This window comes from Variovorax sp. FW301-JW7 (assembly GCF_058788795.1).
The window spans coordinates 614008-640602 of record NZ_JBYTBC010000004.1 but is presented as its reverse complement, the minus strand read 5'-3'; the positions used below and the strand labels follow the sequence as shown (position 1 = coordinate 640602).

The 26595-nt window shown below is 64.5% G+C and carries 29 protein-coding genes, 1 tRNA gene and 2 pseudogenes; 8 read left to right on the top strand and 24 right to left on the bottom strand.

What is annotated here, in order from left to right; translation table 11 throughout:
* Positions 1-10: 10 nt before the first annotated feature.
* From AC3WQM_RS14840 to AC3WQM_RS14830, 3 genes and pseudogenes are all read right to left on the bottom strand, one after another.
* The gene (locus AC3WQM_RS14840) at positions 11-982 is read right to left on the bottom strand and encodes a Bug family tripartite tricarboxylate transporter substrate binding protein (RefSeq protein ID WP_492679687.1); all 972 of its coding nucleotides are present in this window, start codon (positions 980-982) and stop codon (positions 11-13) included.
* Complete coding sequence (locus tag AC3WQM_RS14835; RefSeq protein ID WP_492679685.1) at positions 979-2190, bottom strand: aminotransferase-like domain-containing protein; 1212 nt, start codon at positions 2188-2190, stop codon at positions 979-981. Before AC3WQM_RS14835 ends, AC3WQM_RS14840 begins: the two co-directional genes overlap by 4 nt.
* Positions 2191-2530: 340 nt before the next feature.
* A pseudogene (locus AC3WQM_RS14830) lies at positions 2531-2674 on the bottom strand (aldehyde dehydrogenase family protein); the annotation flags it as partial.
* Between AC3WQM_RS14830 and AC3WQM_RS14825 the strand changes: the two are divergent.
* Both AC3WQM_RS14825 and AC3WQM_RS14820 read left to right on the top strand, forming a co-directional pair.
* Positions 2663-3184: pseudogene (locus AC3WQM_RS14825) on the top strand (IS5 family transposase); the annotation flags it as partial. The pseudogenes AC3WQM_RS14830 and AC3WQM_RS14825 sit on opposite strands and share 12 nt — an antisense overlap.
* A gap of 699 nt (positions 3185-3883) precedes the next feature.
* Positions 3884-4054, top strand: a complete 171-nt coding sequence (locus AC3WQM_RS14820) for a hypothetical protein (protein ID WP_492679683.1) — start codon at positions 3884-3886, stop codon at positions 4052-4054.
* On the opposite strand, the gene AC3WQM_RS14815 is transcribed toward AC3WQM_RS14820, so the two are convergent.
* The 4 genes from AC3WQM_RS14815 to AC3WQM_RS14800 form a co-directional block, all read right to left on the bottom strand.
* Positions 4044-5168 carry a J domain-containing protein gene (locus tag AC3WQM_RS14815; RefSeq protein ID WP_492679681.1) on the bottom strand — a complete coding sequence of 375 codons (1125 nt, stop codon included), beginning with the start codon at positions 5166-5168 and terminating at the stop codon, positions 4044-4046. The genes AC3WQM_RS14820 and AC3WQM_RS14815 overlap by 11 nt on opposite strands.
* Before the next feature lie 11 nt (positions 5169-5179).
* Positions 5180-5425 (bottom strand): hypothetical protein, encoded by a 246-nt coding sequence (locus AC3WQM_RS14810; protein ID WP_492679679.1) that lies wholly within the window; start codon positions 5423-5425, stop codon positions 5180-5182.
* On the bottom strand, positions 5422-5634 hold the full coding sequence (locus AC3WQM_RS14805; protein WP_492679677.1) for a hypothetical protein: 213 nt from the start codon (positions 5632-5634) through the stop codon (positions 5422-5424). Before AC3WQM_RS14805 ends, AC3WQM_RS14810 begins: the two co-directional genes overlap by 4 nt.
* Positions 5635-5737: 103 nt before the next feature.
* Complete coding sequence (locus tag AC3WQM_RS14800) at positions 5738-6211, bottom strand: YfjT/YkfB family phage-associated protein (protein WP_492679675.1); 474 nt, start codon at positions 6209-6211, stop codon at positions 5738-5740.
* 258 nt (positions 6212-6469) lie between these two features.
* Here AC3WQM_RS14800 and AC3WQM_RS14795 point away from each other — a divergent pair, with 258 nt between their 5' ends.
* Positions 6470-6745, top strand: a complete 276-nt coding sequence (locus AC3WQM_RS14795) for a helix-turn-helix domain-containing protein (protein WP_492679673.1) — start codon at positions 6470-6472, stop codon at positions 6743-6745.
* A gap of 42 nt (positions 6746-6787) precedes the next feature.
* Here the strand turns inward: AC3WQM_RS14795 and AC3WQM_RS14790 are convergent, their stop codons facing one another.
* The 10 genes from AC3WQM_RS14790 to AC3WQM_RS14745 all read right to left on the bottom strand — a co-directional run bounded on the left by AC3WQM_RS14790 (position 6788) and on the right by AC3WQM_RS14745 (position 15246).
* Positions 6788-7012 (bottom strand): hypothetical protein, encoded by a 225-nt coding sequence (locus AC3WQM_RS14790; protein ID WP_492679671.1) that lies wholly within the window; start codon positions 7010-7012, stop codon positions 6788-6790.
* Positions 7009-7755: a DUF7227 family protein gene (locus tag AC3WQM_RS14785; protein ID WP_492679669.1), complete on the bottom strand. Its 747-nt coding sequence runs from the start codon at positions 7753-7755 to the stop codon at positions 7009-7011. Before AC3WQM_RS14785 ends, AC3WQM_RS14790 begins: the two co-directional genes overlap by 4 nt.
* A 143-nt stretch (positions 7756-7898) precedes the next feature.
* The gene (locus tag AC3WQM_RS14780) at positions 7899-8117 is read right to left on the bottom strand and encodes a hypothetical protein (protein WP_492679667.1); all 219 of its coding nucleotides are present in this window, start codon (positions 8115-8117) and stop codon (positions 7899-7901) included.
* Positions 8098-8394: a hypothetical protein gene (locus AC3WQM_RS14775; protein ID WP_492679665.1), complete on the bottom strand. Its 297-nt coding sequence runs from the start codon at positions 8392-8394 to the stop codon at positions 8098-8100. Before AC3WQM_RS14775 ends, AC3WQM_RS14780 begins: the two co-directional genes overlap by 20 nt.
* On the bottom strand, positions 8391-8702 hold the full coding sequence (locus AC3WQM_RS14770) for a hypothetical protein (RefSeq protein WP_492679663.1): 312 nt from the start codon (positions 8700-8702) through the stop codon (positions 8391-8393). The genes AC3WQM_RS14775 and AC3WQM_RS14770 overlap by 4 nt, the downstream gene beginning before the upstream one ends.
* The gene (locus AC3WQM_RS14765; protein ID WP_492679661.1) at positions 8699-9238 is read right to left on the bottom strand and encodes a hypothetical protein; all 540 of its coding nucleotides are present in this window, start codon (positions 9236-9238) and stop codon (positions 8699-8701) included. Before AC3WQM_RS14765 ends, AC3WQM_RS14770 begins: the two co-directional genes overlap by 4 nt.
* A gap of 1 nt (position 9239) precedes the next feature.
* The gene (locus tag AC3WQM_RS14760) at positions 9240-9947 is read right to left on the bottom strand and encodes a YqaJ viral recombinase family nuclease (RefSeq protein ID WP_492679659.1); all 708 of its coding nucleotides are present in this window, start codon (positions 9945-9947) and stop codon (positions 9240-9242) included.
* A 123-nt stretch (positions 9948-10070) separates the two neighbouring features.
* Entirely contained in the window at positions 10071-11060 is a 990-nt protein-coding gene (locus tag AC3WQM_RS14755) for a DUF932 domain-containing protein (protein ID WP_492679657.1), read from the bottom strand.
* Between the two features lie 148 nt (positions 11061-11208).
* Positions 11209-11661: a hypothetical protein gene (locus AC3WQM_RS14750; protein ID WP_492679655.1), complete on the bottom strand. Its 453-nt coding sequence runs from the start codon at positions 11659-11661 to the stop codon at positions 11209-11211.
* A gap of 435 nt (positions 11662-12096) precedes the next feature.
* Positions 12097-15246 (bottom strand): ATP-binding protein, encoded by a 3150-nt coding sequence (locus AC3WQM_RS14745; RefSeq protein ID WP_492679653.1) that lies wholly within the window; start codon positions 15244-15246, stop codon positions 12097-12099.
* 142 nt (positions 15247-15388) lie between these two features.
* Here AC3WQM_RS14745 and AC3WQM_RS14740 point away from each other — a divergent pair, with 142 nt between their 5' ends.
* Both AC3WQM_RS14740 and AC3WQM_RS14735 read left to right on the top strand, forming a co-directional pair.
* Positions 15389-15778 (top strand): cupin domain-containing protein, encoded by a 390-nt coding sequence (locus tag AC3WQM_RS14740; RefSeq protein ID WP_095949916.1) that lies wholly within the window; start codon positions 15389-15391, stop codon positions 15776-15778.
* Positions 15775-16590, top strand: a complete 816-nt coding sequence (locus AC3WQM_RS14735; protein ID WP_492679651.1) for a class I SAM-dependent methyltransferase — start codon at positions 15775-15777, stop codon at positions 16588-16590. The genes AC3WQM_RS14740 and AC3WQM_RS14735 overlap by 4 nt, the downstream gene beginning before the upstream one ends.
* 105 nt (positions 16591-16695) lie before the next feature.
* Here AC3WQM_RS14735 and AC3WQM_RS14730 read toward each other — a convergent pair.
* From AC3WQM_RS14730 to AC3WQM_RS14700, 7 genes are all read right to left on the bottom strand, one after another.
* A tRNA-Thr gene (locus tag AC3WQM_RS14730) sits at positions 16696-16771 on the bottom strand.
* A 61-nt stretch (positions 16772-16832) separates the two neighbouring features.
* Positions 16833-17411: a ClpXP protease specificity-enhancing factor gene (locus AC3WQM_RS14725; RefSeq protein ID WP_492679649.1), complete on the bottom strand. Its 579-nt coding sequence runs from the start codon at positions 17409-17411 to the stop codon at positions 16833-16835.
* A gap of 41 nt (positions 17412-17452) precedes the next feature.
* A complete protein-coding gene (locus tag AC3WQM_RS14720) occupies positions 17453-18064 on the bottom strand; it encodes a glutathione S-transferase N-terminal domain-containing protein (RefSeq protein ID WP_062473683.1) in 612 nt (203 codons plus the stop codon).
* A gap of 97 nt (positions 18065-18161) precedes the next feature.
* Positions 18162-18938 (bottom strand): cytochrome c1, encoded by a 777-nt coding sequence (locus AC3WQM_RS14715; protein WP_099795340.1) that lies wholly within the window; start codon positions 18936-18938, stop codon positions 18162-18164.
* 36 nt (positions 18939-18974) lie between these two features.
* Positions 18975-20411 (bottom strand): cytochrome b, encoded by a 1437-nt coding sequence (locus AC3WQM_RS14710; RefSeq protein WP_492679647.1) that lies wholly within the window; start codon positions 20409-20411, stop codon positions 18975-18977.
* Positions 20412-20425: 14 nt separating this feature from the next.
* A complete protein-coding gene (gene petA / locus AC3WQM_RS14705) occupies positions 20426-21043 on the bottom strand; it encodes a ubiquinol-cytochrome c reductase iron-sulfur subunit (protein ID WP_489058900.1) in 618 nt (205 codons plus the stop codon).
* A 160-nt stretch (positions 21044-21203) separates the two neighbouring features.
* Positions 21204-21962 (bottom strand): LuxR C-terminal-related transcriptional regulator, encoded by a 759-nt coding sequence (locus AC3WQM_RS14700; RefSeq protein ID WP_492679645.1) that lies wholly within the window; start codon positions 21960-21962, stop codon positions 21204-21206.
* A 483-nt stretch (positions 21963-22445) separates the two neighbouring features.
* Between AC3WQM_RS14700 and AC3WQM_RS14695 the strand changes: the two genes are divergently transcribed.
* From AC3WQM_RS14695 to AC3WQM_RS14685, 3 genes are all read left to right on the top strand, one after another.
* Entirely contained in the window at positions 22446-22751 is a 306-nt protein-coding gene (locus AC3WQM_RS14695; protein WP_492679643.1) for a hypothetical protein, read from the top strand.
* A gap of 134 nt (positions 22752-22885) precedes the next feature.
* Complete coding sequence (locus AC3WQM_RS14690; protein WP_492679641.1) at positions 22886-23503, top strand: YjbF family lipoprotein; 618 nt, start codon at positions 22886-22888, stop codon at positions 23501-23503.
* On the top strand, positions 23500-26553 hold the full coding sequence (locus AC3WQM_RS14685; RefSeq protein WP_492679808.1) for a YjbH domain-containing protein: 3054 nt from the start codon (positions 23500-23502) through the stop codon (positions 26551-26553). The genes AC3WQM_RS14690 and AC3WQM_RS14685 overlap by 4 nt, the downstream gene beginning before the upstream one ends.
* Positions 26554-26595 lie beyond the last annotated feature (42 nt).

The window sequence follows — 26595 nt, the reverse complement described above, 5'->3', positions numbered from 1 at the left end:
CGTTGTGGGTTCACTCGGCCTTGAAGCCGGAACGCTTGATGGGCTCTTCCCAACGCTTGTACTGGGTGGCCTGCGTGCTCGCGAGGACTTGCGCGCTGCCGTGCTCGGCCACCATTGCGAGGTTGAAGATCTTGTCGCGCACGTCCTTCGACGCGAGTGCCTGCGCCACGGCCTTGTCGATGCGGTCCGTGACGGCGGCCGGCATCTGGGCCGGCCCGTAGAGACCGAAGAAGTTGTCGATCACCACGTCGATGCCCGCCTCGCGCAGCGTCGGCACCTCGGGCAACGCGGGCGTGCGCTGCGCACCGGTCACGGCCAGCACGCGCAGCTTGCCGTTGCGGTGCATCTCCACCACTTCGGCCGGGCTGTCGATCATTAACGGCACCTGGCCGCCGATCAGGTCCTGGATGGCGGGCGCACCGCCGCGGTAAGGCACATGGACCAGCGGCACGCCGGTTGCCTGCGCAATCACCACGCCCGCGAAATGCGGCACCGAACCCGCGCCGGACGTCGCATACGTGGCTTGCGCGGGGTGGGCCTTCATCCACGCGAACATGGCCTTCACATCGCTCGGCGGCACGGCCGGCCCGACGGACACGGCCAGGTCGAGCGTGGTCAGGCGCGATACCGGCGTGAAGTCCTTGACCGGGTCGTAGCCCAGGTTGGTCGGATAGAGCCAGGGCAGGATGGTCAGTGCCCCGCCCGGCGCGATCGCCAGCGTGCGTCCGTCGGGCCGCGAGCGCCGCAACTCGCTCAGCGCGATGCGTCCGGCCGCACCGGGCCGGTTCTCCACCAGCACGTTGGTGTTCAGCGACACCCGCAGCTTGTCGGCGAGCAGACGCGCGACCGCATCCACCGCGCCCCCGGGCGGAAAGCCCACCAGGATGCGCAGCGGTGCGGTGTCCTGCGCCCACACAGAGGGCATGGGCGCGGCGGCCGCTGCGAGTGCGAGCGACATCGAGAAGTGGCGACGTTTCATCATTGGAGAACTCCTTGTTTGGGGGTCGGCTGGCTCGGTGCCGCGTTCAGCGCCTGCGCCAGCAGCGCGACGCCCCGGTCGATCTGGGCGGGCGGCGCGGTCACGAAGGACAGGCGCAGCAGGTTGTGGCGCGAGTGGTCCGCGAAGAACGCGAAGCCGGGCACGTACGCCACGCCCAGCTCGACCGCACGCGACAGCAGGGCCATGGCATCGATGCCTTCGGGCAGCTCGACCCAGAAAAACATGCCGCCGACCGGCACAGTCCAGCGGCAGCCCTGCGGCAGGTGGCGCAGCAACGCGGCCTGCATCGCATCGCAGTGCTCGCGGTAGCGCGCGCGGACCAGCGGAACGTGCTCGGCCAGGAAGCCATCGCGCACGATCTGGTAGACCACCTGCTGGTTGAAGATCGGCGTGTGCAGGTCGGCCGCCTGCTTGGCCTGGACCAGCTTGGGCATCAGCGAGGGCGGTGCCACCACATAGCCCAGGCGAAGGCCTGGCGCCAGCACCTTCGAAAAGGAGCCCAGGTACACGCTGCCTTCGGGCCAGTGCGAAGCCAGCGATGCCGGCGCGGGCGCGTCGAACCACAGGTCGCCGTAGGGGTTGTCTTCGACCAGCGGCAGGCCCATGCGCCGTGCCTGTGCGGCCAGTTGGGCGCGCCGCGGCGCGCTGATGGACCGCCCTGTCGGGTTCTGGAAATTCGGCACGACGTACAGGAAGCGCGCGCCATCGGCCTCGGCCAGCGCCTCGGGCAGCGGGCCTTCGTCGTCGTTCGCAATGCCGAGGTAGCGGGCCTCGTAGGGGTTGAAGGCCTGGAGCGCGCCGACATAGGTCGGCGACTCGACGGCCACCACGCTGTCGGGGTCGAGCAGCACCTTGCCGACCAGGTCCAGGCCCTGCTGCGAGCCGTTGGTGATCAGCACATCCTGCGCACTCACGCGCAGGCCTTGCGACGCCAGGTCTTGCGCCACCCATTCGCGCAAGGGCGCGAAGCCTTCCGTCGAGGCGTACTGCAGCGCTTCGCGTGGCGATTGCTGCAGCACATGCTGCGTCGCCTCGCGCACCGTGGACAACGGAAACGCATCGGGCGATGGCAGGCCGCCCGCCAGCGAGATCACCCCGGGCCGGGCCGCGAGATTGAGGATCTCGCGAATGATCGAAGGCTGGATGCGCTGCGCGCGTCGGGCCAGTTGGAACGGGAATGAAGAACTCATGCGGTGTCAGATCAGGTACGCGAAGAGAAGAAGCGTTCGATCCTTCGCATGACACGGGGCCCGAGACAACTTCCACAAGAGCAGTCATCTTTTCATTGGCCCCCGGCCGCTGCAATCGGAAATTTCGAAGTTTTCACCAGTAGAAAAGTTGCAGGTGTTTCTCCGAAAGGCGCTCGCCAAATGCTGCAACCGAGTTCGGGGCCACCTTCCTGGATGCTCTTTCGACTGCCTGGAAACTGCAGAACGCAGAGGCCCCTGCCCCGCCACGGTGTTCATGGACTGCGATCCGCAACGGGAATCGAAAATGAATCGCCTCCAAGTTCGCCGGCAGTTCCAAACCTCAGTGCGCCTCGACGATCGTCTTCGGCTCCATGAACGCCTCCATGCCGAACAGGCCGAACTCCCTGCCGACGCCCGATTGCTTCACACCGCCGAAGGGCGCAAGCAGCTCGGGCGCGATGCGGTTCACTAGCACGGTGCCGACTACTGCCGGCAGTAGCGCAAGGTGCACCTGGGCATCGATGCACAGACGCTGGAGATCCGCGCCATCGAGATCACGGACAACGCCGTTGGCGATGCGCCGATGCTGCCGGAGTTGCTGGCGCAGATTCCTGCGGACGAACAACTGCATTCGGTGAGCGCCGACGGTGCCTATGACACCAAAGCGTGCCACGAGGCTATCGCCAGTCGGCAGGCCGCGGCGATCATCCCCACACGCAAGAACGCCAAGCCTTGGGCGGATGGCAAAGCTGGGGCGCAGGCAAGGAACGAAATCTTGAGGGCGACGCGCAAGCTGGGCCGTTCAATCTGGAAGAAGTGGAGCGGTTATCACCGCCGCAGCCTGGTGGAGACCAAGATGGGATGCTTCAAGAGACTGGGCGAGCGCGTGATGGCACGGGACTTCCAGAGGCAGGTGACCGAGCTACAGGTACGGGCATCGATCCTCAACAGGTTCACCCGTCTGGGAACGCCTGAGACTGTGCGCGTGGCATAGCTGCGTCTGGGGTAAGGGGAGGCTCGCCCTGAGCGCGGGTTATGCAACAGCGCCTGATCTGAGGCTCGAGGCATCACCCAGTTGTCAAACCGCTTTGCGGCTTCTCCCCTCACAGGATCGGGCGATTTCTATCGCGGCGGGCAATGACATGACAGCGAACTGCGTTGTCCTCACCTTCGATCCACTGCACACCTCCGAATGCGTCACAGCCAGGCATCGAGGACTCCAATAGACCCAAATTTCAGCTTAATGAAATGGTCATCCATATGAAAAAATTCCCTGCCTCTCACTGCTCAAGCTGCAGCGCCCCCATCGGCCCTATTCACGCGAACCTGCATCGCAACGCCGAATGCCTCGCGAGGCCATACACCACCGGAAAGCACTTGGAAGTTGCAAATGCCCGAGTGCTGAAGTCGTACTGCATGACGTGCGGTGTAAAGGCAGCCTGCGATGATCTACAAGAGGCAGGCTTCTTCCTTCAGAATGTGCAGGACTACGAGAACGTCCGCGTCTGCACGAGTTGCGGGTACTCTCATGTGAACATGTACGAGTGGCATCCCACATACTTGATTGCCGTCAATCAATTCGATGGGAAATTTCTCGACACGTTAGAGGAAACGGTCGTTGTGATTGCGTGTGAGGAATGCGAAGTGGCGCATGGGTGGTTGAACTGAAGTGCCTTTGACGCAGGTTCACCGCATGTACGTCGATTCCTCGGTTCCTGTTGTGTCCAACTTGGCAGTGATGTTCCTTTCCGCTCAAGTTGCCAAGAGACGCCAGACAAAAAAAGAGAAGCGCAGACCTGAGAGCGATCTTTCGATCGCCCGCATGGTCTGCGCCACCTCTTGGATGTCCGCCCTCAGCGCCTGAAGAACTGGTGCGCATTGACCTGCCGCCCTGCCTCCTGAACAGCCTCTTGCAAGAAGTGCAGCAACGCGCGCAATTCCATCACCAGCTGCGAATCGTCGCCGCGCTGCCGCGCAATGGCAGGTGGGACCGCCTTGCCCGTATCGCTGAAGTCGATGGTCGCCCTGCTCAGGATCGCGATCTCGCCCAGGATCGACCAGGCCCGCTCAGCTCTTGCGGCTTCTTGAAGGCACTGCGCCAGATAACCGAAGTACGCCGCTGCGTTCTCACGGTCGATGAAGCTCTCCCCCAGCTGAAACTCGAACTTCTGGATCTTCTCGCACAGGTCCATGAACTCGCGCTTGGCCATGTCGTACGTGCTGCGGTACTTCTGCGGCAAAGGATCGGCGCCGTCCTGTGGCGTGCCGCGATGCTGTCCTGACTGAGGCTCTTGCCGCTCCTTGCTGCGCAATTGCAGGAACGCCTGCAATCCGCTGACCAGGTGCGCCACCTCGCCTTCGTTGACGCCCAGGCAGTCGATGAGCTTGTGGCCGTTGACGTAGATCCCGGTCTTTTCCACATCGATAGACCGAATGTCAGGCCACCGCCAGATCGCCAGGCCTGAGCCGAGATCCTTCAGGCGGACCTGCTTTTCAGTGAGCATGACCCCGTCCTTCGCGCCGCCGAATACGGTGGTGTCCATGAGCGCCACTACCTCCTCGACCTGGATGCCGCGGCCATAGCTTTGCAGGGCATTGCTGAGTTTCTTCAGCGGAATTTCGGGTACGAAGTAGGTGCGCGAGAAGCGGCCGTGCGATGCGAAGCGTTGATGCAAGAAGTTCTGCAGCGACGCTGGCGCTGGCGCATCTCCCCGATTCGCCGCTGGTTCGTCGGCAGCGACGTTGTCGATACTGTCGGCGCAGAGCACATCGAACTGCGCCCGCCGCTGCGCATCCGAGAGCACCGTGTAGGCCTCATTGACCTCTTGCATCCTGGCCGTTGCCCAGTGCAGCGTTTGCGCATCGCTGCCTTGATACTTGTCAGGGTGGTACTGCGTCCGCCGCCCCTTGTAGGCCAGCGCGATCTCAGCTTCACGGGCGCTGCGGCGAACTCCGAGGACCTCGTAGTAGTCTTTCATGGTTCATCACGTCAATCACGCAGGCAAATCGCCGTGGCTTGGGTCATGCGCTGACCCAGCCCCTCCACCTTCTCGCCAGCATGCATCTGCCGCAGATCCGGCTCGATCTTGCCGAAGATGCATTTGCAGATCGACTTCGAGATGCCGCCCTGGACGCATCCCTCCATGAAGTCGACCTTCACTTCGTCGCGGCCACAGCCTGCCAACGCAATCAGCAGGCCGATGGCGACAAGTCGACGCAGGAGCTTGATGTTCATGACATCAGCACCAGGCCAACGAACAGCGCCAGGATGCCCGCGCCGAGGATCTTGCCCAGCCCTGGGAACAGCATGATGGGCCAAACGATTCCGGTGCCCAGGTTGTAGGCAAAGCTCTTGTACGAGTTGTCTCCGAACAGCCATCCGTAAAGGGCGAACAACACCCCGATGGCAACGTAAATGCTGATGATCTTGGCTTTCTTGGACATGTGATTCGATGTATGGGTCGCCCTGGTCCAGACCGCTTGAGGCGGCCCGGCCAGGGCAGTGTCTAGATTGATGGAGATGGGGAGTGAGAAGAGCCGAGGCCCCTCATCCCAGGTTGCACTGGAAGCCCTTCTTGCCGTAGGCCGGCAGGACCTGAGCGGCATTGCTCTTGGCGAAGGTGATCGTCTTGCCGCCGTAGCTGACCAAGGCATCGCCCTTGCGAAGGTCGTTCAGCAAGGTGACGAAGTTGTTCTCGCCCACGCGGCTATCGGCCTCGAAGGGGCCTTCGAAGGTATGCCCGCCGACTTTGACGGTGAACTTCTTTACCTCTTGGGACGAAGCCACCGTCATCAGGGTGACGCTGGAGGCGGCGTCGGCGCTGCCCTCCTGCGTTGGACAGCCGATGAGCAGCCGCATGCCCTGGGCGTCGATGAAGTACTCGAGGTTGCCCTGGCCATAGCCTTGAGCCCATTGCCCCTGCGCAGCTTGTGCGGCCGGTGCGGCCGGTGCGGCCAGAACCAGCGTCGCCAGCAGCGCGCTCAGCGCGAGGCGGTTTTTTCGAATGTGTGTGTCGATCATTGTTTTCCTCTGGTTAGTGTTGATGGAGACGTCTACGCAGACTTGCTCTCGAGCGATCCGCACCGCTACACGAAGCAGACACCGCCCCTCAAAAAGCCCAAGCAAGTCATGCCCTGTTTGAAGACTTCTGGAATCACCATCCGAAGCTTTTTTTGGGTGAAGTTCTTATAGATTTTTAAATCTACTCCTTGCGTAGTTTGCCAGATATAGATTCATCGTCTATGGATTTCTAGATCTAGTTTTTTCAGACTCGGAGCAATGCCGAAGTCGACCTCCAAACTAGCCAGCAAGGAGGATGTTCAGTTGCGATTTGGGGTTGCTGTTCGTGCATTTCGGGATGCGCGCAAGCTGACCCAGGAGCAACTCGCAGAGTTCAGCGATATGCACGTGACGTACATCAGCCAGATTGAACGTGGACTGAAGAACGTCTCGCTGTTCAACATTCATCGCCTCGCCCACGCGCTCGGCGTTGCACCCGCCGAGTTGCTAGGCAGTGTTTCGCACATGCAGGGCTTCGGGGCACGGCACCAATGACAGAGAGATCGGCGACGCTCCAATCCCAGTAGAACGCCACACTCAGCGGGGAGTGGTACGGACAGGTGCCTCATCCGGCAACTGAAGTTGTCGCAACCGCGCCTCCTCTTCGATGGCGCGCCAAGCCGCTTCCTGCTGGAACGGATCGGTTTGCTTACGCTGCAGCATCACGCGATCCACCCGCTGAAAAAACTCCTCGTCGAGCGGGAACACCTCCTTCTGACTGGCCACGCCCGGTGGGGGGATCGCGGCAGGTGTGTTTCTCATGAGAGCCTTCCCTTGAAGAAGATTGCCTGCACCCGCTTCGCACCCGCGCCGTGGGCCGAGAAGCCCACGATGGTGGCGCGATCACGCTGCTGACAGATGCCGCAGTTCAGGCAATCGGAGTTGCCCAGGCTGGCAGGACAGACGACGACCTGCCGACCTGCGGGCGTACGCAATGGCTTGGTGGCGCCCTGGGGCAGGACGACCACCACGGGCGCGATGCCGAGGTCCGCATGCGTGTCGGCCTGGCCCAACGTTTCGGCACTGAGGTTGACCGTGAAGCCCAGCCGGTTCGCATTGAAGATCACCGCCTGGTTTTTGGGTGTCGGGGGATAGTGGGTGTAGGTGAACCCGCGCCGTCCCCTGTTCGCCATCGCGAGCCTGGTGAGCAACCCAGCGTCGATCACGCCCGGTGAGGACGGCGTCAGGTCTCCAGCCTGGTTGTGCCGCCACAGCGCATGGCGACGCAGCGTGCGGATCTCCAGCAGCAGTTCGTCGAAGGTATTGCCTCGTGCACCCGCCGAGACGGCTCGCCAATGCAAAGCCAGGGGACCGCTCTCGGCATAGCAGCCGTTGCGCTTGAACCCACAGTTAGGCGGGCAGGAATTTGCGCTCGTCGTCGTGACTGCCATGGGCCCGGTCTTGACGTTGCGGCTGATGCGGGTGAAGTGATAAGTGAATGGTTCGGCGCGAGCAGTTGATGCGGCGCGCAGCGCCGGTCCACCGCGCGGGATCGTAGTGAGCAAGATGTTTTCCTTCAGGGATGCGTGCTGCAATCGCAAGCACGAGGCGCGCAGCGCTCCCCTGCCCCCATGGCCATGGAGGCGAAGGAGACGAAGGCGTGGGAATGAATGGGCTTCGAGAGCCCGTGGGGGTAGCCCTCTGGGGCTTAGGTCTCGAAGCGCTGCTCGAGCTTTTGCAGCACCTCGAGGGCGCAGCCGTGCCAGGCACGGCCTCTGACCATGGGCGTATCCAGCGCCTCAGGATTCGTTTCAGCGACGCGCCTGGCGTACTGCTCCAGCGCTTGCATCACGAACGCCTGGATGAGCGCACCGTGAGCGCTGAACTCCATCAGCTCGGTGACGAATTCAACGTTGGTCGACGGCATGCTGGCTCCCCTCGTTCACCTCACTCACTTCGCACACCTCACATGTCGACTGAAGGATCTCGAAGCCAGCATCGGCTATGAGGCCCGGATCCAGCAGCATGACCAGGTCATCCGAGATGCCCGAGCGCATCGACGCCCACGCTTCATCGTCCAGGCCATCCTCGCGTGCACGCACCCTGGCAGCACCAGCGAGCGCCTCCTCGTCGAAGACGGCCAACTCGATGCTGAAGACCACCACCGTGCGGGGCATGGCCGGGGTGAACGCAGTGCCGCTCATGCACCCTCCCCGGTGTCGATGGGCGCGATCTCCGCACCGAACGCCAGCGCCGCGTTGTCGGGGCTGGGCGGTCCGTTCTGGCGAATCCACCAATCGGGCGGGCTGTACGGCACGGTCATCACCCCCAGGTAGCCGCCTTGCGAGGCGTAGCCCACCACCTTGGCGCGGCCGATGCCGTTGATGCGGATGATCACGTCTTCGCCGATCGCGGGAACCTCGAAGTCAGCAGACCACTTGAATACGTCTTGGGCGAAGGGGTCGCGGGTCTGGGGCGGCACTTTGGCGTGCCGCCGGAATCTGGTTTTCATGAATGTTTCTCTTGGGGATGTTTTTCTTGGGACGGCAACACCGTCGCCTTGCCGAGTTGTCGGGATTTCAGGCGGCAGATCAGGCCGTCGCTCTCTCGCGCGACGTCCCAGCCACGACGGCCCAGACTTCGGCGCAGCACGTAGGTCGATTCGCCGTAGGAGATGCGCAGGCCCGGGCGGATGGCTGCTCGTTTGGCGGCCCGGTTTGCATGGAACTCACGCACCTTCTCGCGCCATGGGCCTGCGTAGGGCCCAGTCGGAGGACTGGCCCGATCCAGGAAGACCAGCGGACAGTCGAAGTAGTACGGCCCGCAGCTCTCGTCCATGCTCTTGACGGCTGCCTGGCCGTTCCTGCAATCGATGAGGGTCAGGCCGATCCAGATGCGTCCGGCGTGTTCGCCCGAGCGGTTCTGCGCCAGGAACCACAGGCGGTTGCCGATCGCGCGATGTGCCAGCACTGCAGCAAAGGCTGCGACGCTGTGCAGTTCGTCATGGACGGCTTGGTCCTTGGTGGCCCGGTAGACGATGCTGCCCATCTCAGACCTCCGCCCGATCGCCTGCCGGCGGCGCGCAGTCGGTTGCCACGCAGTGCCAGAACTCGCGCTCGGCATCGATGAGCCGGGAGATCTCGACCTCGTCGCGCTCGACCCGGTGGATCCGCAGGTCCTGGCCGCAGATCAGGGCGGCGACATCGATGGCCTGGGCGCCGGTCACGGCCAGCCGATGCAGCATCTGGATCCGCACGTAGGCGGGAAGGCCCTCGCTCCAAAGCTCAGCCGCATCCATGCCGACGCATCGGCATTCCAGCAACTGGACATCAGAAGCGCCGACGACTTCGCGGCCAGGGTGGGCCAGCATCCAGGGGTGCTGCGGGTGCCGCAGCAAGGCGCGAGTGCGCAGCACCTGGCGCCCCGCGCGCAGCGCGTAGTGCGCCGCCACGATGGGCTCGAGCAGGCGATCCCAATAGGCAGCAGTCTCTGCTGACTGAACGAGGGAAGGATCGACAGGCTGCAGCAGGTCGTGGCGCTCGGTCTTCTCCATCCACAGCCGCACGGCAGACTTGAAGGGATCGCGGCCTACGGCGGCAGCGGCGTCGAGACAGCCGAGGCCGGCTTCGACCGCGCTCGGCCAGCGCCCGGCGGTCGCATCCGTCGAACAGGTGGGCGGCACCAGACGCAATGCAGGGGCGCGCGACCGCGCACGAGCGTTCGGGGAACGCTGTATGTTCCGAGGAATTGAGGTCATTGATTTCTTTCTGAAGGTTCAAACCGCCCCATCCAGCAAAAAGCCCCGCCCTCTCGATGGAGAGGCGGGGCTTGGGTGGAGGAGCTGAGGGTGGAAGTACGGGAGGTCTAAGATCCCGTCGCGTCAAGCGGCGAGCTCCAGCGCATGCGCCAACGCTCGTTGCTTGAGGGCAGCGCCCTGGCCGAACCAGGCACTGTCCAGGCGGTACTCGCGGTTGCGTGCTCGGCGTTCGTGGTCAACGAATTCGGTCATTGCGCTGAGCAGGCCCCAGGTCGTGCCCCGCGCAGCAGCGAGCTCGGCGCCGCGGCCCTTGCCTTCGTACAACTCGAGGACCTTCCGTGCCGCCCACGCTCGCGACATGGACTGGGTGCCGACCTGAGGAGTGGCGAGTCCATTCGATTCCATCGGCCCGTAGAGCACATCCTGGATATAGGCCTCGACCTCCTTGCTCTTGACCTTGCGTTCGGACAGGACCTTCATGCGGTACATGAAGTCGGCCCATTGCCCGATGGCAATGCCGAGTTGTCGTTTGACGGCATCGGCATCGAAGCTGGTGTTGTGGGGCACGCGAATGACGTTGCTGGTGTTGTCCAGTGCAATGGCCAGGGTGTTGTTGCACACGACCCGCACGGTCGTCGGCGTGACCGTGGTGGCCAGCGAGCCGTCGCAGGAGGTTGCGAACAACAGATAGCCGTTGACGATGTCGCTACCCTTGAGCACGGCTTGCTTGCCGGTGCGCGCAAGCGCCCAGACCTTGCGCCCGCCCTTGAGGACCCCTGCCGTTTCCATCTCGTAGCCGCCGATGTCGGTGAGGTCGCGGTAGAACTCCAGGACTTCGCGGGGCTGCACGACCTGATAGCGACTGCTGACGACCGACAGCGGCGCATGGGTGTCGCTGCGATAGAGCACCTTCTGTTCGGCGAAGGATTCCAGAGCCTGAAGGGGATCGCCTGCAGGTTGGGTCATGAAACGCACCGGGGTTTCCTGGATGTTCCAGTTCATGCCGGCCTGTTCAGCCCAGACCTCAAGGGGTTGCTTGGGTTGGAGGCGGTGGCCCAGGCGATGCCAGGGGGTGTCCCCGACGTAAGCCATCTGTTCGATTTGGTGTGCCATGGAAGGTCTTTCTTGAATTGCGCGCACAGGCGCGCCTTGGCCGAGAAGCTGTGAGAGCCCTGGCCATGACGACTTGTGCAAAAGAGGGTGGGGAAACGACGAGCCGAGCGGCTCAAGGGCGCAAAGCGCGGGAGCGGACGACTGCGTATCAGGCGAGGTCTGGGTCCTCAGGATCGATTTCGTGCGGGCTCGTCTCCGAGCCTGGGTTCACTGGTCGAAAGGAGGACGATGTCGCTGGTTCAGCCGAGGACCACGGTGATTCACTGGTTCCACGCTGCCCACTGAAGGTGTGACCGCACGCGGTACATCGGCAGTTGTTCAGAACCCGGTCATCGACGACACGGCCGAAGATGGCGCCGACCTCGGTTCCAAGAGCGCCACCGCCCAAGGCGCCGAGGACAACGCCAATGGCGGTGCCGAGGCTGCCTCCGACCGGCCCAGCAGCCATGCCGATGGTGAAGCCAGTGCGTGCACCGCGCAGCGCACCAGCGATGCCACCGGCTGCACCGGCCAGACCGCCGAGCGTGCCACCAGTACGCTGAGCGACGTCACGGGTTTCGATGCGGTTGGAGCCGCAGTTGGGACATTGAAAGTAGGACAAGGGGAAAAGCTCCTTTGCAGGCGGGTGAATAGAAGAGAAGGAGCACCCAGACGGCAAAAAGCCCGGCGGACCGCGAGGTCGTACCGGGCTTTTTTGCTGGTTTGGTCTGGTTAGATTCGAAGAAAGTAAGACTTTGGCCGAGGATTGATGGAGGAATCAGCGCCATCGCACGTACTCGGCCGACTAGACAGGCCAGATGGTCACTTCTTGTCAGTGCTCACCTAAGTCATATGGGTCTGAAAAATTCTGGATTCAGATTCGTTCGCTCGAAATCGGAAACTGAGCACCGCTACCCAGAGCCAAAGCCTGAAATTTCCCCACAACACACCTTGCTAGCACGGCTAACCGCCCTTTGTCGTGAGCAGACCCGCTTAGCATGGGACTGCGATCCAGCAAGCCATCTTCCGTTCATCACGCTGCAGCCGCGCGGACTTCCTAGCCGGCCAATTCCCGGCAGCGTGCGGCGTCCAGCGTATGGCCGCAGGCGCGGAACTCCTGCGCCGCTGCGGCGAAGCCTTCGCGTGCGGCCGCGACACGGCCCGCGGCCCGTTCGATGTGGGCCTGCGCCTCATGCAGCGACGCGTACCAGGCCGGCAGCTTCATCACCACGTTGGCCAGGTATTCGGATTGCTGCTGGTGGCTGGCCGCCAGGTCCAGCGCGTGCGCTCTCGCGGCCGCGATGGTGGCCGGGATGGCGAAGGTGATTCGGCAGCCGGGGCAGCTTTCCAGCGGGCCGCGCACGTTGGCCTCGGCTTCCTCCAACACGCCCAGCGCTGCGTCGGGCTGCGTGGCCATCGCGATACGGGTGCCGTAGATGCGGTCCAGCAGATGAAAGCCGACGTCGGACTGGCGCGCGACGTCGAGCGCTTCGTCGAGCAAGCCGCGCGCCCGGTCCATCTGCCCGCGGTAGATCGCCAGTTCGGAGCGGCGCTGCAGCGACAGCGCTTCGCCCGTCGCGCCGCCGATCGCGCGGTGCATGCGCCCGCCCGCCACGAGGTCTTGCTCGGCGGCGTCGAGCTGGCCGCTCAGCAGCCAAGCCTCGCCGCGCAGCGTGACCGCGAACGCATGCCCGCGCGCCGCGCCCAGCCGCTGCGCTTCCGTGGCCAGCGCATTGGCGAATGCGATGACATCGGCATACGGCCGCGAGCCATACAGGAAGCGCTGCGTGATGCACAGGTGGCCGTCGAACACGCGCACCGCAAGCTGCGGCAGATGGCTCGTCTCCTTGAGGTCGGCCCACACGCTGCCGTGCAGGTCACCGCGCGCGTGTGCCGCTGCGGCTTGCGACCAGGAGGCGATCACGAGCGTGCCTTCGTCACCGGTTTCCAAGGCGATCCGACGCACTTCGGCCGACCGGCGCGTGCCTTCGGCGGGGTCCCCGAAGCCCAGGGCCGCCGCGCCGCTGTAGGCTAGCGCTTCAGCGAGGCGCCCCGCCACCGTGGTGGGATGCACATCCTTCAGATACCGCAGGGCGCCGGGAGGGTCGCTCATCTTCACTTGCGCCAAGGCTCGCTTGGCGCGCAATTCGTGGGACAGCGCTTCGGGCGCAACGGCGGCGGCCGCGTCGTAGGCGGCCAAGGTGCCTGGCCGGCCCAGCGCGTCGAGGGATTCGGCACGCAGCGCCAATGCTTCCGGCTGCGCAGCCCGGTGCGCGAGCAGCGGCTCGACGTGGCGCAACACGTCCTCGTAGGCGCCGAGGCGAAAGGCCTGGCGCGCAGCCGCCAACGAACACGGCATCGCCCGCTCGGCATCGCCCGCAGCGAGCCAGTGATGGCCCACCAGGCCCGGTGCCGCACCGCCCTGCTCGAGCCGCGCCGCCACGTCGCGATGCAACAGCACACGCCGGTGCGGCGGGATGCTTTCGGCCAGGGCTTCTCGCACGAGTGCGTGGCGGAAGCGATAGCGGCCCTCGGCCACCACCAGCACGCCCGCGGCCAGCGCCTGGTCGAGCCGCGCCAACGCGTCATGGCCCTCATCGGCAGCCAGCGCCACGGCCGTGGCTACGTCGAAATCTTCGGCCGACAGCGCCAACCGGCGCAAGGCCTCCGTCGCGCCGGGGTCCAGGTCGCACAGGCGTTCGGCCAGGGCCGACGACACGCTGCGGGGCATCGCCCCCGTGGCGGCGTCTGGCGTGGCGGCACCACGCGCGAGTTCGATCACGGCAAACGGCAGGCCTTCGGCACGGCGCGCGATGGCGGTGGCGGCCTCGCCCGCCATCGGTGCGTCAGCCGAGCGGGCCGCGAGCAGCGCCGCGTCTTCCTCGGACAGCGGCCCCAGCTCAAGGGCCTCCAGCTGGCCGGCGCGCTGCAGGCGCGAGGTGTTCCGATCCAGCAGGGGCGGCAGTGCGTGCCGGCACGCGAGCAGCACGAACACCGGGGGGCCGCTCGCAGCCAGTTGCGTCAGCGTCTGGGCGCTCGCGTCGTCCGCCGCGTGCGCATCGTCGACGATGAGCAGCACCGGCTTTTGCGCGGCGGTAGCCAGCAGCAGCCTGCGCACAGCGCCCACCATCTGGTGGCGCCCGAGCGGCATGGCCAGCGGTTTCACGTCGCCCGAGGCGGTCATCTGCGCCAGCACGGCCTGGGCGTGCGCACCGATGGCCTGCGCCGCGTCGGGCAGTTCGCCGAGCAAGGGCTCCACCAGGTCGGCCGCGATGCCGTAGGGCCGCGTCCAGTCGCCGGCCTGCAACGAGCGCACCTGCCAGCCCAGGCCCCGCGCTTCCTCGGCGATGCGGCGGCAGAACGCGGTCTTGCCCATTCCTGCCGGTGCGCGCACCACCGCGCCCCCAGGACGGCCCGCCAGGCTGGCGCGCAGCCACCCCAGGACACGCACCAGCTCCATGGCACGGCCGACGAAACGCGGCGCGGCGCCTTCCAGGCCCGCCACGCATTCGCGGTACAGCGCCTCGGCCGGCGGGCCGGGGCGCAGGTCCAGGGTCTGCTGCAGATGGTCGCGCAGGTGGCCGTACCAGCGCAGCGCCGAAGAGCGTCGTCCGGCCGCCAGTTCCTCGCGCATCAGTTGCACATGGGCCGCCTCGTCGGTGGGGTCTTCGCGCACCAGCCGTTCCAGGTCGCCGGTCTGGCGCAGCAGCCGCAGGAACTTGTCGCGCAACCGCTGGCGCGGCGCTTCGGTCCAGGCTTCGTAGCGGGCGTCCGGCAGGAGCTCGCCACCATAGAGTTGCGCCGCCGCCTTGCAGGCCTGCGGATCGCCGCTGTGCAGCGCCTCGTCCGCTGCGCGCTCGAACTGCTCGGCGTCGCACGCCACCGCCTGGTCGGGCAGCAGGAAAACGCGGCCGCCTCGCAGCACCAGGGCGTCGGGCTGGCCGATGAACTGGCGCGCGTGGTGCGCGGCCTTGCGCAGATTGGCGCTGCCCGCGTCGGGGTCCAGATGCGGCCACAGGGCTTCCACCACCTGCTCGTTCGCCAGGCTGCGTCCGGGCTGCAATGCCAGCAGCTGCAGCAGCTCGGCGGCGCGCCGGGTCAGCGGCACTGATGGAGTCTGCGGGTCGTCGCCGGCCACGCTCAGGCGGAACGGGCCCAGCAGCCGGATGGACACGGCTTCGGACGGCGGAGTCGGTGGGGGCGACATCGCGATTCCTTTCCCCCGGCACGGGCCGGGAACGTTTCAGGAACGCCAAGCGTGGAGCATCAGTATGCCGTCTATCGAATCTGGCGGGTGCAACGAATAGACGCACCACCCTCGCGCCCGCAGACCTCTCAAGGAGCACCTCATGCATATCGCAAAAGACGAAGTCGACGTGAAGATGGAAATTCCCGGTGCCCTGATCCGGCAGCGTTTGAATTTCGGCGACGCGACCGGCTACAGCAAGATCAGCGGCGAGTACTTCACGCTGTCGGCGGGCGTCGACACGACGCCGCTGTTCCAGGGCCTGAACAACCACAACTCGTGCCAGTGCCCGCACTGGGGGTTCGTGCTCAAGGGCCAGATCACCACCACCGACGACGCCGGGGAGCAGGAGACCGTCCAGGCCAACGACCTGTTCTATTGGCCGCCCGGCCATAACGTCAAGGTCGACGCCGACGCGGAGATCGTGATGTTCAGTCCGCAACACGAGCACACGCACGTGATCGACCACATGATCGAGAAGGTGAAGTCATGAACCCGAACAAGGCCCTCTGGGAAAAAGGCGACTTCACCCGCATCGCCGAGAGCATGCGCGAGAGCGGTGAAGACGTCGTGCGGCACGCCCGCATCACGCCCGGCATGAAGGTGCTGGACCTCGGCTGCGGCGACGGCAACACCGCCATCCCGGCCGCCAAGCTCGGCGCGCAGGTGCTGGGCGTGGACATCGCCGCCAACCTGGTTGCCGCAGGCAACCGGCGGGCGGCTCAGGCCGGGTTGTCGGCCAGCTGCCGGTTCGAGGAAGGGGATGCCTGCGAGCTGCGGCTCGAGAACAAGTCCTTCGACCTCGTCATCAGCATGTTCGGCGCCATGTTCGCGCCCAGGCCCTTCGACGTGGCACGGGAAATGGTGCGTGTCACGCGCCCGGGCGGGCGCATCCTCATGGGCAACTGGATCCCGAACGACCCCACGCTGGTGGCGCAGATCCTGAAGATCAGCTCGTCCTATGCGCCCCCACCGCCCGAAGGCTTCGTGAGCCCGATGGGCTGGGGCTCGACCCCGAACATCCTCGAGCGCTTTGGCGCGGTGGGCATTGCCTCGGAGGCCATCAGCTGGGAGCGCGACAGCTACATCTTCGACTTCAAAGGCTCGGCGGCGGAATTTGTCGACACCTTCCGGCAGTTCTACGGCCCGACCATGAACGCATTCGACACGGCAGCCCAGGCGGGGCGCACCGACGAACTGCGCACGGAACTGGTGACGCTGTTCCAGAGCCAGAACCAGAGCCAGTACCCCAACACCTGCCTGATCGCCGCGACGTTCCTGCGGGTGACGGTGGACGTGGGGTGATCCGCGGCGTTTCGTCGGCTTCTGCGGCCGGTCCGGACCGCCGGACAGGTCGAGGGAGACAAAGAAAAAGCCCGGCAACGCAGGACGTTGTCGGGCTTTTTTGTTTGGTGCCGCTTGTCGGAATCGAACTGACGACCTTCCGCTTACAAGGCGGGTGCTCTACCAATTGAGCTAAAGCGGCTGAAAGAAAAACAGTGCTGGCGAAGATTCTAAGCGGCCGGCTTTTGGGGCCGACCGCGTCGTCACTTGACGCGCTTGAGCGACGGCCGGGTGCCACCACCGGCCGGCGGGCGCGGCGGCTCGTCGGTCGGATCGGAAGGCTCCGAGGCGGCATCGACCGTCTCGTCGCCCTCTTCGCCCGTCACTAGGTGGAACACCTTGCTGGCGTCGCCTTCGGTGCCACGCGAGGCATCGCGCAGCGGCATGCGCGGCGCGCTGTTCGGCGAAACCGCGGCCGAGGCGGCGTCATCGCCATCGTCGGACGTGGTGGCGGTCGGCACGGGTGCCGGGAACGCCATGCCCTGTCCGTTCTCACGTGCGTAGATCGCGATCACGCGCCCAACCGGCACGCTGATCTCGCGCGCCGTGCCGGCGAAGCGGGCCTTGAACTCGATGAAGTCGTTGCCCAGCTTCAGCGAGCTGGTCGCGTCGAAGCTGATGTTCAGCACGATCTCGCCGTTCTTCACGTACTCGCGCGGCACCTGGACGGTGTCGTCGACCAGCACCGCGACATAGGGCGTGAACCCGTTGTCGGTACACCACTCGTACAGCGCCCGGATGAGGTACGGGCGGGTGGAAGAGGACTCGAGCGCGTTGATCATGAAAAGCGGCGAAAAACGAGGGAAGCAGGCACGCAGCTTACTTACTTGCGCATGACCTTTTCAGACGGGGTCAGCGCTTCGATGTAGGCCGGGCGCGAGAAGATGCGCTCGGCGTACTTCAGCAGCGGTGCCGCGTTCTTGCTGAGGTCGATGCCGTAGTAGTCGAGGCGCCACAGCAGCGGTGCGATGGCCACGTCGAGCATCGAGAAGTTGTCGCCCAGCATGTACTTGTTCTTGAGGAACACGGGCGCGAGCTGCGTGAGGCGGTCGCGGATGTGCGAGCGGGCCTTTTCGAGCGCCTTCTCGTTGCCCTTGGCGGTGCGGTTCTCGAGCGTGGCGACGTGCACGAACAGTTCCTTCTCGAAGTTGAGCAGGAACAGGCGCACGCGGGCGCGGTCGACCGGGTCGCCGGGCATCAGTTGCGGATGCGGGAAGCGCTCGTCGATGTACTCGTTGATGATGTTCGACTCGTACAGGATCAGGTCGCGCTCGACCAGGATCGGCACCTGGCCGTACGGATTCATCACGCTGATGTCTTCGGGCTTGTTGTAGAGATCGACGTCGCGGATCTCGAAATCCATGCCCTTTTCGAACAACACGAAGCGGCAACGGTGGGAGAAGGGGCAGGTCGTTCCTGAATACAAGACCATCATGGCGAGAGACTCCTAAAAATCAAAAAGAGTGGGTCGCCTGGGCAACCCACTCTGTGGGACCGGACGCACGAGGCGCCCGGTCGGCGTGAAAGCGGAATTACTTGACGTCTTTCCAGTACGAGGCGTTCAGTCGCCATACGAAAACCACCGACATGGCCAGGAACAGCAGCACCCAGACGCCGATGCGCACGCGGGTGTTCTGTGCCGGCTCGGCCATCCACTGCAGGTAACCGACGAGATCGCCGACCGCGCTGTCGAATTGCACCGGGTTCAGGGTACCGGGGGTCACTTGTTCCCACTTGCCCGAGAACACATCGGTGGCATGGCCGTGCTGTTCGACCTTGGTGTAGATCGGCAGGCGCTCGCCCTGCAGTTCCCACAGCGGGTTCGGCATGGCAACGCTCGGGAACAGCAGGTTGTTCCAGCCGGTGGCCTTGGTGTCGTCGCGGTAGAAGCTGCGCAGGAAGGTGTACAGGTAGTCGGGGCCCGTGCCGCCGTGGCCGGCGCGCGAACGTGCGACCAGCGTCAGGTCGGGCGGCGTGGTGCCGAACCATTCCTTGGCCTGGCGCGCGTCGATGTTGGCCTTCATGGTCTCGCCGACCTTGTCGGTCGTGAACAGAAGGTTGTCCTTGATCTGCTGCTCGCTGATGCCGATGTCCTGCAGACGGTTGTAGCGCATGAAGGCGGCCGAGTGGCAGTTGAGGCAGTAGTTGACGAACAGCTTGGCGCCGTTCTGCAGTGCCGCCACGTCGGTGGTCTTGTTGGGCGACTTGTCCCACGCCAGACCGCCGGATTCGGCGGATGCGGCCGCGGAGAAGGTCAGGCCCAGTGCCAGACCCATGACAGCGAGCCAGCCGGAAATTCTTTTCTTCATCGTGTTTCTCTCAAGCTCTCTTGCACTTCTCGCGCATCAATGGGCCGCGAAGACCACGCGCTCGGGCACGGTCTTGAATTCACCCTTGCTGCTCCACCACGGCATCAGCAGGAAGAAGCCGAAGTAGAAGAGCGTGCCGATCTGCGAGATGGTCTGGGCGATGTCCAGGGCGAACGAGCCGATGACCAGGTTGCCCCAGACGCCAGGCGCCTGGATGCCCAGGTAGCCCAGGATCAGGAACAGGAACACGAACACGCCGTAGACATACTTGTGCCAGCTCGGACGGTAGCGGATCGACTTGACTTCGCTGTGGTCGAGCCACGGCAGGAAGAACAGGATGATGACCGAGCCGCCCATGATGACCACGCCCCAGAACTTGGCGTCGAAGGTCTTGAGCAGGAAGATCGCGACGGCGGCCACGACCACGGCGGCAACCTTCAGGCCCATGCCCGACTTGCCCTTGACGAAGTTCCAGACGGCGGCCGCAGCGATGATCAGCGCGAACACATTGACCATGTCGTCGGTGGTGGCGCGCAGCATCGAATAGAACGGCGTGAAGTACCAGACCGGAGCGATGTGGTTCGGTGTCTTCAGCGAGTCGGCCGGGATGAAGTTGTTGTACTCCAAGAAGTACCCACCGGCTTCAGGCGCGAAGAAGATCACGGCCGAGAAGATCGTGAGGAACACCACCACGCCGAAGATGTCGTGCACCGTGTAGTACGGGTGCGACGGGATGCCGTCGAGCGGATGGCCGTCGGGACCGCGCTTGGCCTTGATCTCGATGCCGTCGGGGTTGTTCGAACCCACTTCGTGCAGCGCGATCAGGTGGGCCACCACGAGGCCAAGCAGCACCAGCGGCACGGCGATGACGTGGAAGCTGAAGAAGCGGTTCAGCGTGGCGTCGCTCACGACGTAGTCGCCGCGGATCAGCAGGGCCAGGTCAGGACCGATGAACGGGATGGCAGCGAACAGGTTCACGATCACCTGGGCGCCCCAGTAGGACATCTGGCCCCAGGGCAGCAGATAGCCCATGAAGGCTTCGGCCATCAGGCACAGGAAGATCGCGCAGCCGAACACCCAGATCAGCTCGCGCGGCTTGCGGTAGCTGCCGTACATGAGGCCGCGGAACATGTGCAGGTACACCACGATGAAGAACGCCGAGGCGCCCGTCGAGTGGATGTAGCGGATCAGCCAGCCCCAGGGCACGTCGCGCATGATGTACTCGACCGATGCGAACGCCTGGTTCGCGTCGGGCTTGTAGTGCATGACGAGGAAGATGCCGGTCACGATCTGGATCACGAGGACCAGCATCGCGAGCGAGCCGAAGATGTACCAGAAGTTGAAGTTCTTCGGTGCGTAGTACTTGCCCCACTGGTCGTTCCAGAGCTTGGTCAGCGGGAAGCGGTTGTCGACCCAGTTGAGCAGCTTCTCGCCTGCGGGGGCGTTGGGGGAAACTTCGTGAAATTCAGCCATGTTCGTGGTCTCCCTCAGGCCTTCTTGCTGTCGTCGCCGATGAGCAGGCGCGTGTCGGACAGGTACATGTGCGGAGGCACAGGAAGGTTGTCAGGAGCGGGCTTGTTCTTGAAGACGCGACCGGCGAGGTCGAACGTGGAACCGTGGCAAGGGCAGAGGAAACCGCCTTCCCAGTCGTTCGGCAGCGAGGGCTGCGGGCCGGCCTGCAGGCGGTCGACCGGCGAGCAGCCGAGGTGGGTGCAGATGCCGACCACGACCAGCACATCGGGCTTGATCGAACGGTGGCCGTTCTGCGCGTACTTGGGCGTGAATTCGTCGGGGTGACGCTTGGAGAGCGGGTCGGCGAGCTGGCCATCGAGCTTGGCGAGCTCAGCGATCTGCTCCGGGGTGCGCTTGAGAATCCAGACGGGCTTGCCGCGCCATTCGACGGTGATTTTTTCGCCGACCTTCAGGGCCGAGATGTCCACTTCGACCGCGGCGCCCGCGGCTTTTGCCTTTTCGGACGGCTGGAATGTGCTCACAAAAGGGATTGCGGTGGCCACGCCGCCCGCTACGCCGGCACAGCTGGATGCGATCAACCACGTCCGCTTGCTTGTGTCGATCCGGGGCGAGCCGGAGGTCATGTCACTCATGGGGATCCTCTAAGTCTTCTTCGCTGGAGCAGGGGCTGACCTTTGCCACAGCAAGGTCAACCCGAGATTGTAGCGGGGCGCAAAAGGGTTTTTCAATGATTGCCGCGCGTGCGCACGGCGCCGCAGCACGTGCGCGACAGCACGCGACGGCCCTTGGCGCTCAGCTCAGCAGCCCGTACTGGGTCGCCTGTCGGACAGCCTGGGTTCGCGACTTGACGGCCAGCTTGCGGTAGATCCGCTTGGCGTGGAACTCGACCGTGTTGATCGAGAGGCAGATCGCTTCGGCAATCTGCCGATTGCTCCAGCCTTGCGCGATCAGGCGCAGCACATTGAGCTCCCGAGGTGACAGCAGCCCGGGAGCAGGCATCGGGGGCGAGACCGTGTCGCCGTCGCGCAGCGCGGACTCGACACCCTCCGGTTTCGCGGACGCCGCAATCAGGCCGAGGACGCGACGCGCGACGCGTGCATCGATCGGCGAACCACCGCGCTCGATGGAGCGCAGCAAGAAAGAGAGCTCGGCATCGTCGGTGCTCGTCAGCAAATAGCCGGAGGCTCCTGACGAGATCGCGGCTTCGACCAGCAGGCGGTCGTCGTCCTTCGACATGGCGATGGCGTCGATCTGCGGGTAGGCCCTCCGCAGGTGCGACAGGAGTGTGACGCCGCCGTCATCAGATAGGTGCATGTCGACCAGCACCAGGTCGTAGGGCAGCGCTGCCAGAAGATGGGTTGCTTCCGCGTGCGTTGAGGCAATCACGACGCGACGACCCGGGGCCAGGTCGCACAGGAGGCGCCGCATGCGCTCAGCCAGGGCCAGGTCGCCCTCGACGATCAACGCGCCAAAGAATGCACAGCCCAAGGCGGCGTACCGCCCCGCGAGCGCCGGCGCCGAATGCGCGCTGCTGACGGACTGGTGATTCATCATGAGCTGACGCCTCCGATCACGCCATCTGCCGCGCCTACGCACACCCGCACACTCTCCATCGCCCCACCCTCAGACAATCGAATCACGCATATCCCCTTGTTGTGCCCCGCGGCATACCTTGTATGTCAACTTTCGTTTCGGGGTACTGCAGGAACGATGCCTGGGAGGCGGCCATGCGGCCCATCGGAACGACAGTTCGGTCAGTGCGTTGATTTCATTGAAGAAATGCGGCGGCGAGGATCGGAGTTCTTCCGATCGAGGCACGCGCCAGTCGCCGTCGTTACGGTCGTCCTAGGCAGAACGTTACGTAGCATTGAGATACACATGCGCCCGTCACAGTCACCCGCAAAAATCGAGGCAATATGCAGTTACAAGGAGGCCGTGGCAAACGCCCCATCCCCCAGGCTGAATTAGTTGCGGCACACTTCTGATGCTGCTAACCTCAAGTCAAGAGCATAAAAACCCTTTGAGAGGATCACTGTGAAGACGAACAAACTGGTTGCTACCGTCGCCCTTGCCACCCTGGCAATCTCGTCGGCTTTTGCCCAAACGCAGGTTACCCCTGCGCCCGCAAGCAACAATCGCGCATTTGTACCGGGCCCCGCTGGCGCTCCGAGTGCAACCGCTGCTGGCCTTGGCGGCCTGACCCCCGTTCAATGGGGCGCTGTTGCAGGCACCGGCGCACTGATGCTGACCCTCGGCAGCAGCAACAACGGTAACGGCGGCGGCGGCTTCTTCGTCCCCGGCACGGGCACCAGCGGCACGGGCACCACCGGCACGCGTTAATGCTGGTTGCCCTCCTGAAAGGAGGGCATTCGCTGAAAAGTCCGCGCGTTGCTTCCGCCACGCGACTCTTAAAACGTTGCCTTTTGGCAACGTTTTTCTTGGGCGTTGGCGGTTGCTCCTCCGGAACTTCAGCCATGCTGGATTCAGCTCGCCTGCTGTATCGCGGCGAGTCTGCAGCAACCCAGCCCAATTTCAATCCCAGCTATCGGTACCTGCGGACCACTGTCGATGGGCGCGTCCTGTACATGGTGCTCGGCTATATCGATCAGCGCGCCGAAGGGCCCGTCGAGGTTTGGTACAGCGGTACGGGCGAGGTCGTTCGACTTCTGAATGGTCAACTGGTCGGCACGACCGGGCTGTCCACCGACTGGCGCGACGTTCGACTTGCCAACCCACCCGCCTGGGAAGCTCACACTGCCAACACCACGCAGACCTACGCGCGCGAACGCGACCTGATGCCCGGCTATCGCTTCGGCATTCGCGACGATATCGCGCGCGCGTCGATCGCGCCGCCCACCGACAGCACTCTCGCCGGCGTGCCCGCAAGCTCCTTGCGCTGGTATGAAGAACGCAGCGTGTCCCGCCCTGCGGCAGCCTCCGTTCCACCCGCGCGCTTCGGCGTTTCATTTGCTTCTGGCGCCCCTCAGGTCGTGTATTCGGAGCAATGTATTTCCCGCGACCTCTGCATGAGCTTCGAACAGTGGACACCCCCCGCACCAGCAGCCGGCGCCGCGGCGCGCGCTGGTACATGAGCCCCCCCTTCCTGCAAGCCATCAGCCCCCCGCATTGGCCCCGTCGAACGGCCCTTGCCTGCGCGTTGATGGTGAGTCTTGGCGCCGTGGCGGAGCCATCGCAGAATGCAGCGACCGTTGAACCTGCAAGCGATGCCGAGGTGCGACCCGGCGAACGATTGAGCACTTGGTTGCTGCGTCAGCCAGAAGGCACTGCAGCGCCCGGGCTGGCATGGCGCGTGCCGCAGGAACGGCTCGCCCAGCAGTTCCTGAAGAATACCCTGCTCGTGCGCCTCGAGGCGGCCAGCAGGCGCGCACCGCGCTCCGAGCAACTCGATCGGCTGAAGCTCATCACGTGGCTGCAGAACCTGCCGGTCACCGGCCGCGTGGCGCTGGGCATCGTGGACCCCCGCTGGCTGCAGGCACACCCGGATCAAGACCCGATACTGTCGGCCGGCCAGCAGCTCGTTGCGCCCTCGCCGCAATTGAAAACCATCGCAGTTGTTCGCCCCAATGGCGAGCTGTGCCACGTGGCGCACGAAGCCGGCCGGACCACTTGGGACTACGTCATCGCCTGCGCGCCCGATAGCACCCACGACTGGGCATGGGTGGCACAACCCGACGGCCGAACATCGCGCGTGGGCATCGCCCCCTGGAACGGCCACCCCTCCGATGAGCCGGCGCCCGGCGCATGGATCTGGGCAGCACCGCGCGGCGCGACCGAACTGGTCGACGCATCGGAAGGCATCATCAAGTTCCTGGCGACCCAAGGCCCCTCGCCACAGACAGCGACGCTGCGCACCACCACTGCCGCGCTTGCAGCTGCCAAGCCGACCGCAACACTCAATACGTCCATTCCACCGTCAGTTCCGCCGGAAAGCGTCATCTCGGTGCACCCCGACGCCTCGGCCCCGCAATACAAGGCACCTCGCACGAGCAGCAACGATTGGGGCGAAACTGGCCTGCTCCAGACGCCGACGGCACGCATGGGCGAGGCCGGTGATTTCCGCACGTCGATCAGCCACGTGTCGCCCTATACGCGACTGAACGTGATGTTCCAGCCGCTGGACTGGATGGAGGCGGGCTTTCGCTACACCTCCATCAGCAACCGCGCGTACGCCGCCAGCACCACTGGCCAGAGCAACAAGGACAAGAGCATCGACGTGAAGCTGCGGCTGCTGCGCGAATCCGCGTATGTGCCTCAGGTTGCATTGGGCTTCCGCGACCTTGGCGGTACCGGCCTCTTTTCGGCCGAATATTTAGTCGCCAACAAGCGCTACGGCGATCTCGACTTCAGCCTCGGTATCGGCTGGGGATACCTGGGCAACAGCGGCAACATCCGCAACCCCTTGCTGGCCCTGAGCAATCGCTTCAGAACGCGCACGGTAAGTTCCGCAACAGGCGGTGAGGCGAACTTCAAGGCCTTCTTTCGAGGCCCAGCCTCCTTGTTCGGCGGCGTCGAATGGCGCACCCCCTGGGATCCGCTGACCGTCAAGCTCGAGTACGAAGGCAACAACTACAAGAACGAGCCTCAGCAGAACAACCAGGTTCAGCGCTCGCCTTTCAACATCGGACTGGAATATCGCTACTCACCCGGCGTCGCCTTCACCGCTGGCCTGGAGCGCGGCAACAAGGTGATGGTGGGCCTGACCCTGTCCACCAACATGGCAAACATGCGGGCCAGCAAGCCCGCAGACCCGCCTCTGCCCCACTTCACGCCGGAGGCGCCGGCCAATCCACCCGGCTGGGCCGCCACTGCCGCGGAGATCCAGGCACGCACCGAATGGACCGTGCAGCGCATCGCACCGCAGGGCGACAGCGCGCACGTCTGGATCACCGAAAGCCACACGGTGTATCGCGAGGCTCGCGTGCAGCAGGTCATTGCTGTCATGCATCGCGATGCCCCGGCGTCGATCAAGCACTTCATCCTTCACTACAACGAGCGCGGACTGGCTCTGCATACGCAGGTTGTCAATCGCAGCGAGTGGGTGACCGCGCACTACCAAGCACAGACGCCCGCAGAACTGCGCGCCACGGACCAGCGTGAGGACTACGCCCCGCCGCGCGGCAGGACCGAAGACGGGCTCTACACGCCAGCATCGCCACAGCGCACACCCGCCGACGCAACAGCCACCGCATCGCCCGGCGAGACGCCGGCCATGGCTCCTTGGGAGCGACGCACAGAAAAACTCACCTTCGGCCTGACCCCGAGCTTCTCGCAGATCCTCGGCGGCCCCGATGCCTTCATGCTCTACCAACTCGGCGTCTCGGCCACCGCGGAGTACCGCTTCACACCGAGCACCTGGGTGAACGCCGCACTGACCTGGCGCCTGATCGACAACTTCGACAAGTTCACCTACACGGCGCCCAGCAACCTTCCCCGCGTGCGAACCTACCAGCGCGAGTACGCAACGACCAAGCGGTTGACGATGCCGGTGTTTCAGCTGACCCATGTGGGCCGACTGAACGAAGACCAGTACTACAGCGTCTACGGCGGCGCGCTCGAGTCGATGTTCGCCGGCGTGGGCGCCGAATGGCTTTACCGCCCATGGCGCAGCAAGTTTGCCTTCGGCATCGACATCAACCACGTACGCCAGCGCGACTTCGCGCAGGACCTCGGCCTGCGCGACTACAAGGTCAACACCGGCCACGCCACGCTCTACTGGGACACGGGCTGGAACGGGGTGCAGGCCAAGATCAGCGCGGGTCAGTACCTTGCGGGCGATCGTGGCGTCACTCTCGACATCAGCCGCCGCTTCGACAACGGTGTAACGATTGGCGCGTGGGCCACCAAGACCAATGTCTCCGCTGCACAGTTCGGTGAAGGCAGCTTCGATAAGGGCATCTACGTTTCCATCCCTTTCGACGCGCTGCTGCCGCGCTCAAGCAAGTTCACTGCGAACTTTGCCTGGGCTCCGCTGGTGCGGGACGGTGGCGCAAAGCTGGGGCGGATCAACCCGCTGTACGAGATGACGTCGATACGGGATCCGAAGGCTTTCAGCTTCTCGCCGCCCGACGACAAAGCACCCAAGGCGGGGGACAACATCCTCGACTTCAAGCGGGCGCAATAGGCGACGCCGGCTAAAAACAAGAGAGCCCCGATTTGGGACTCT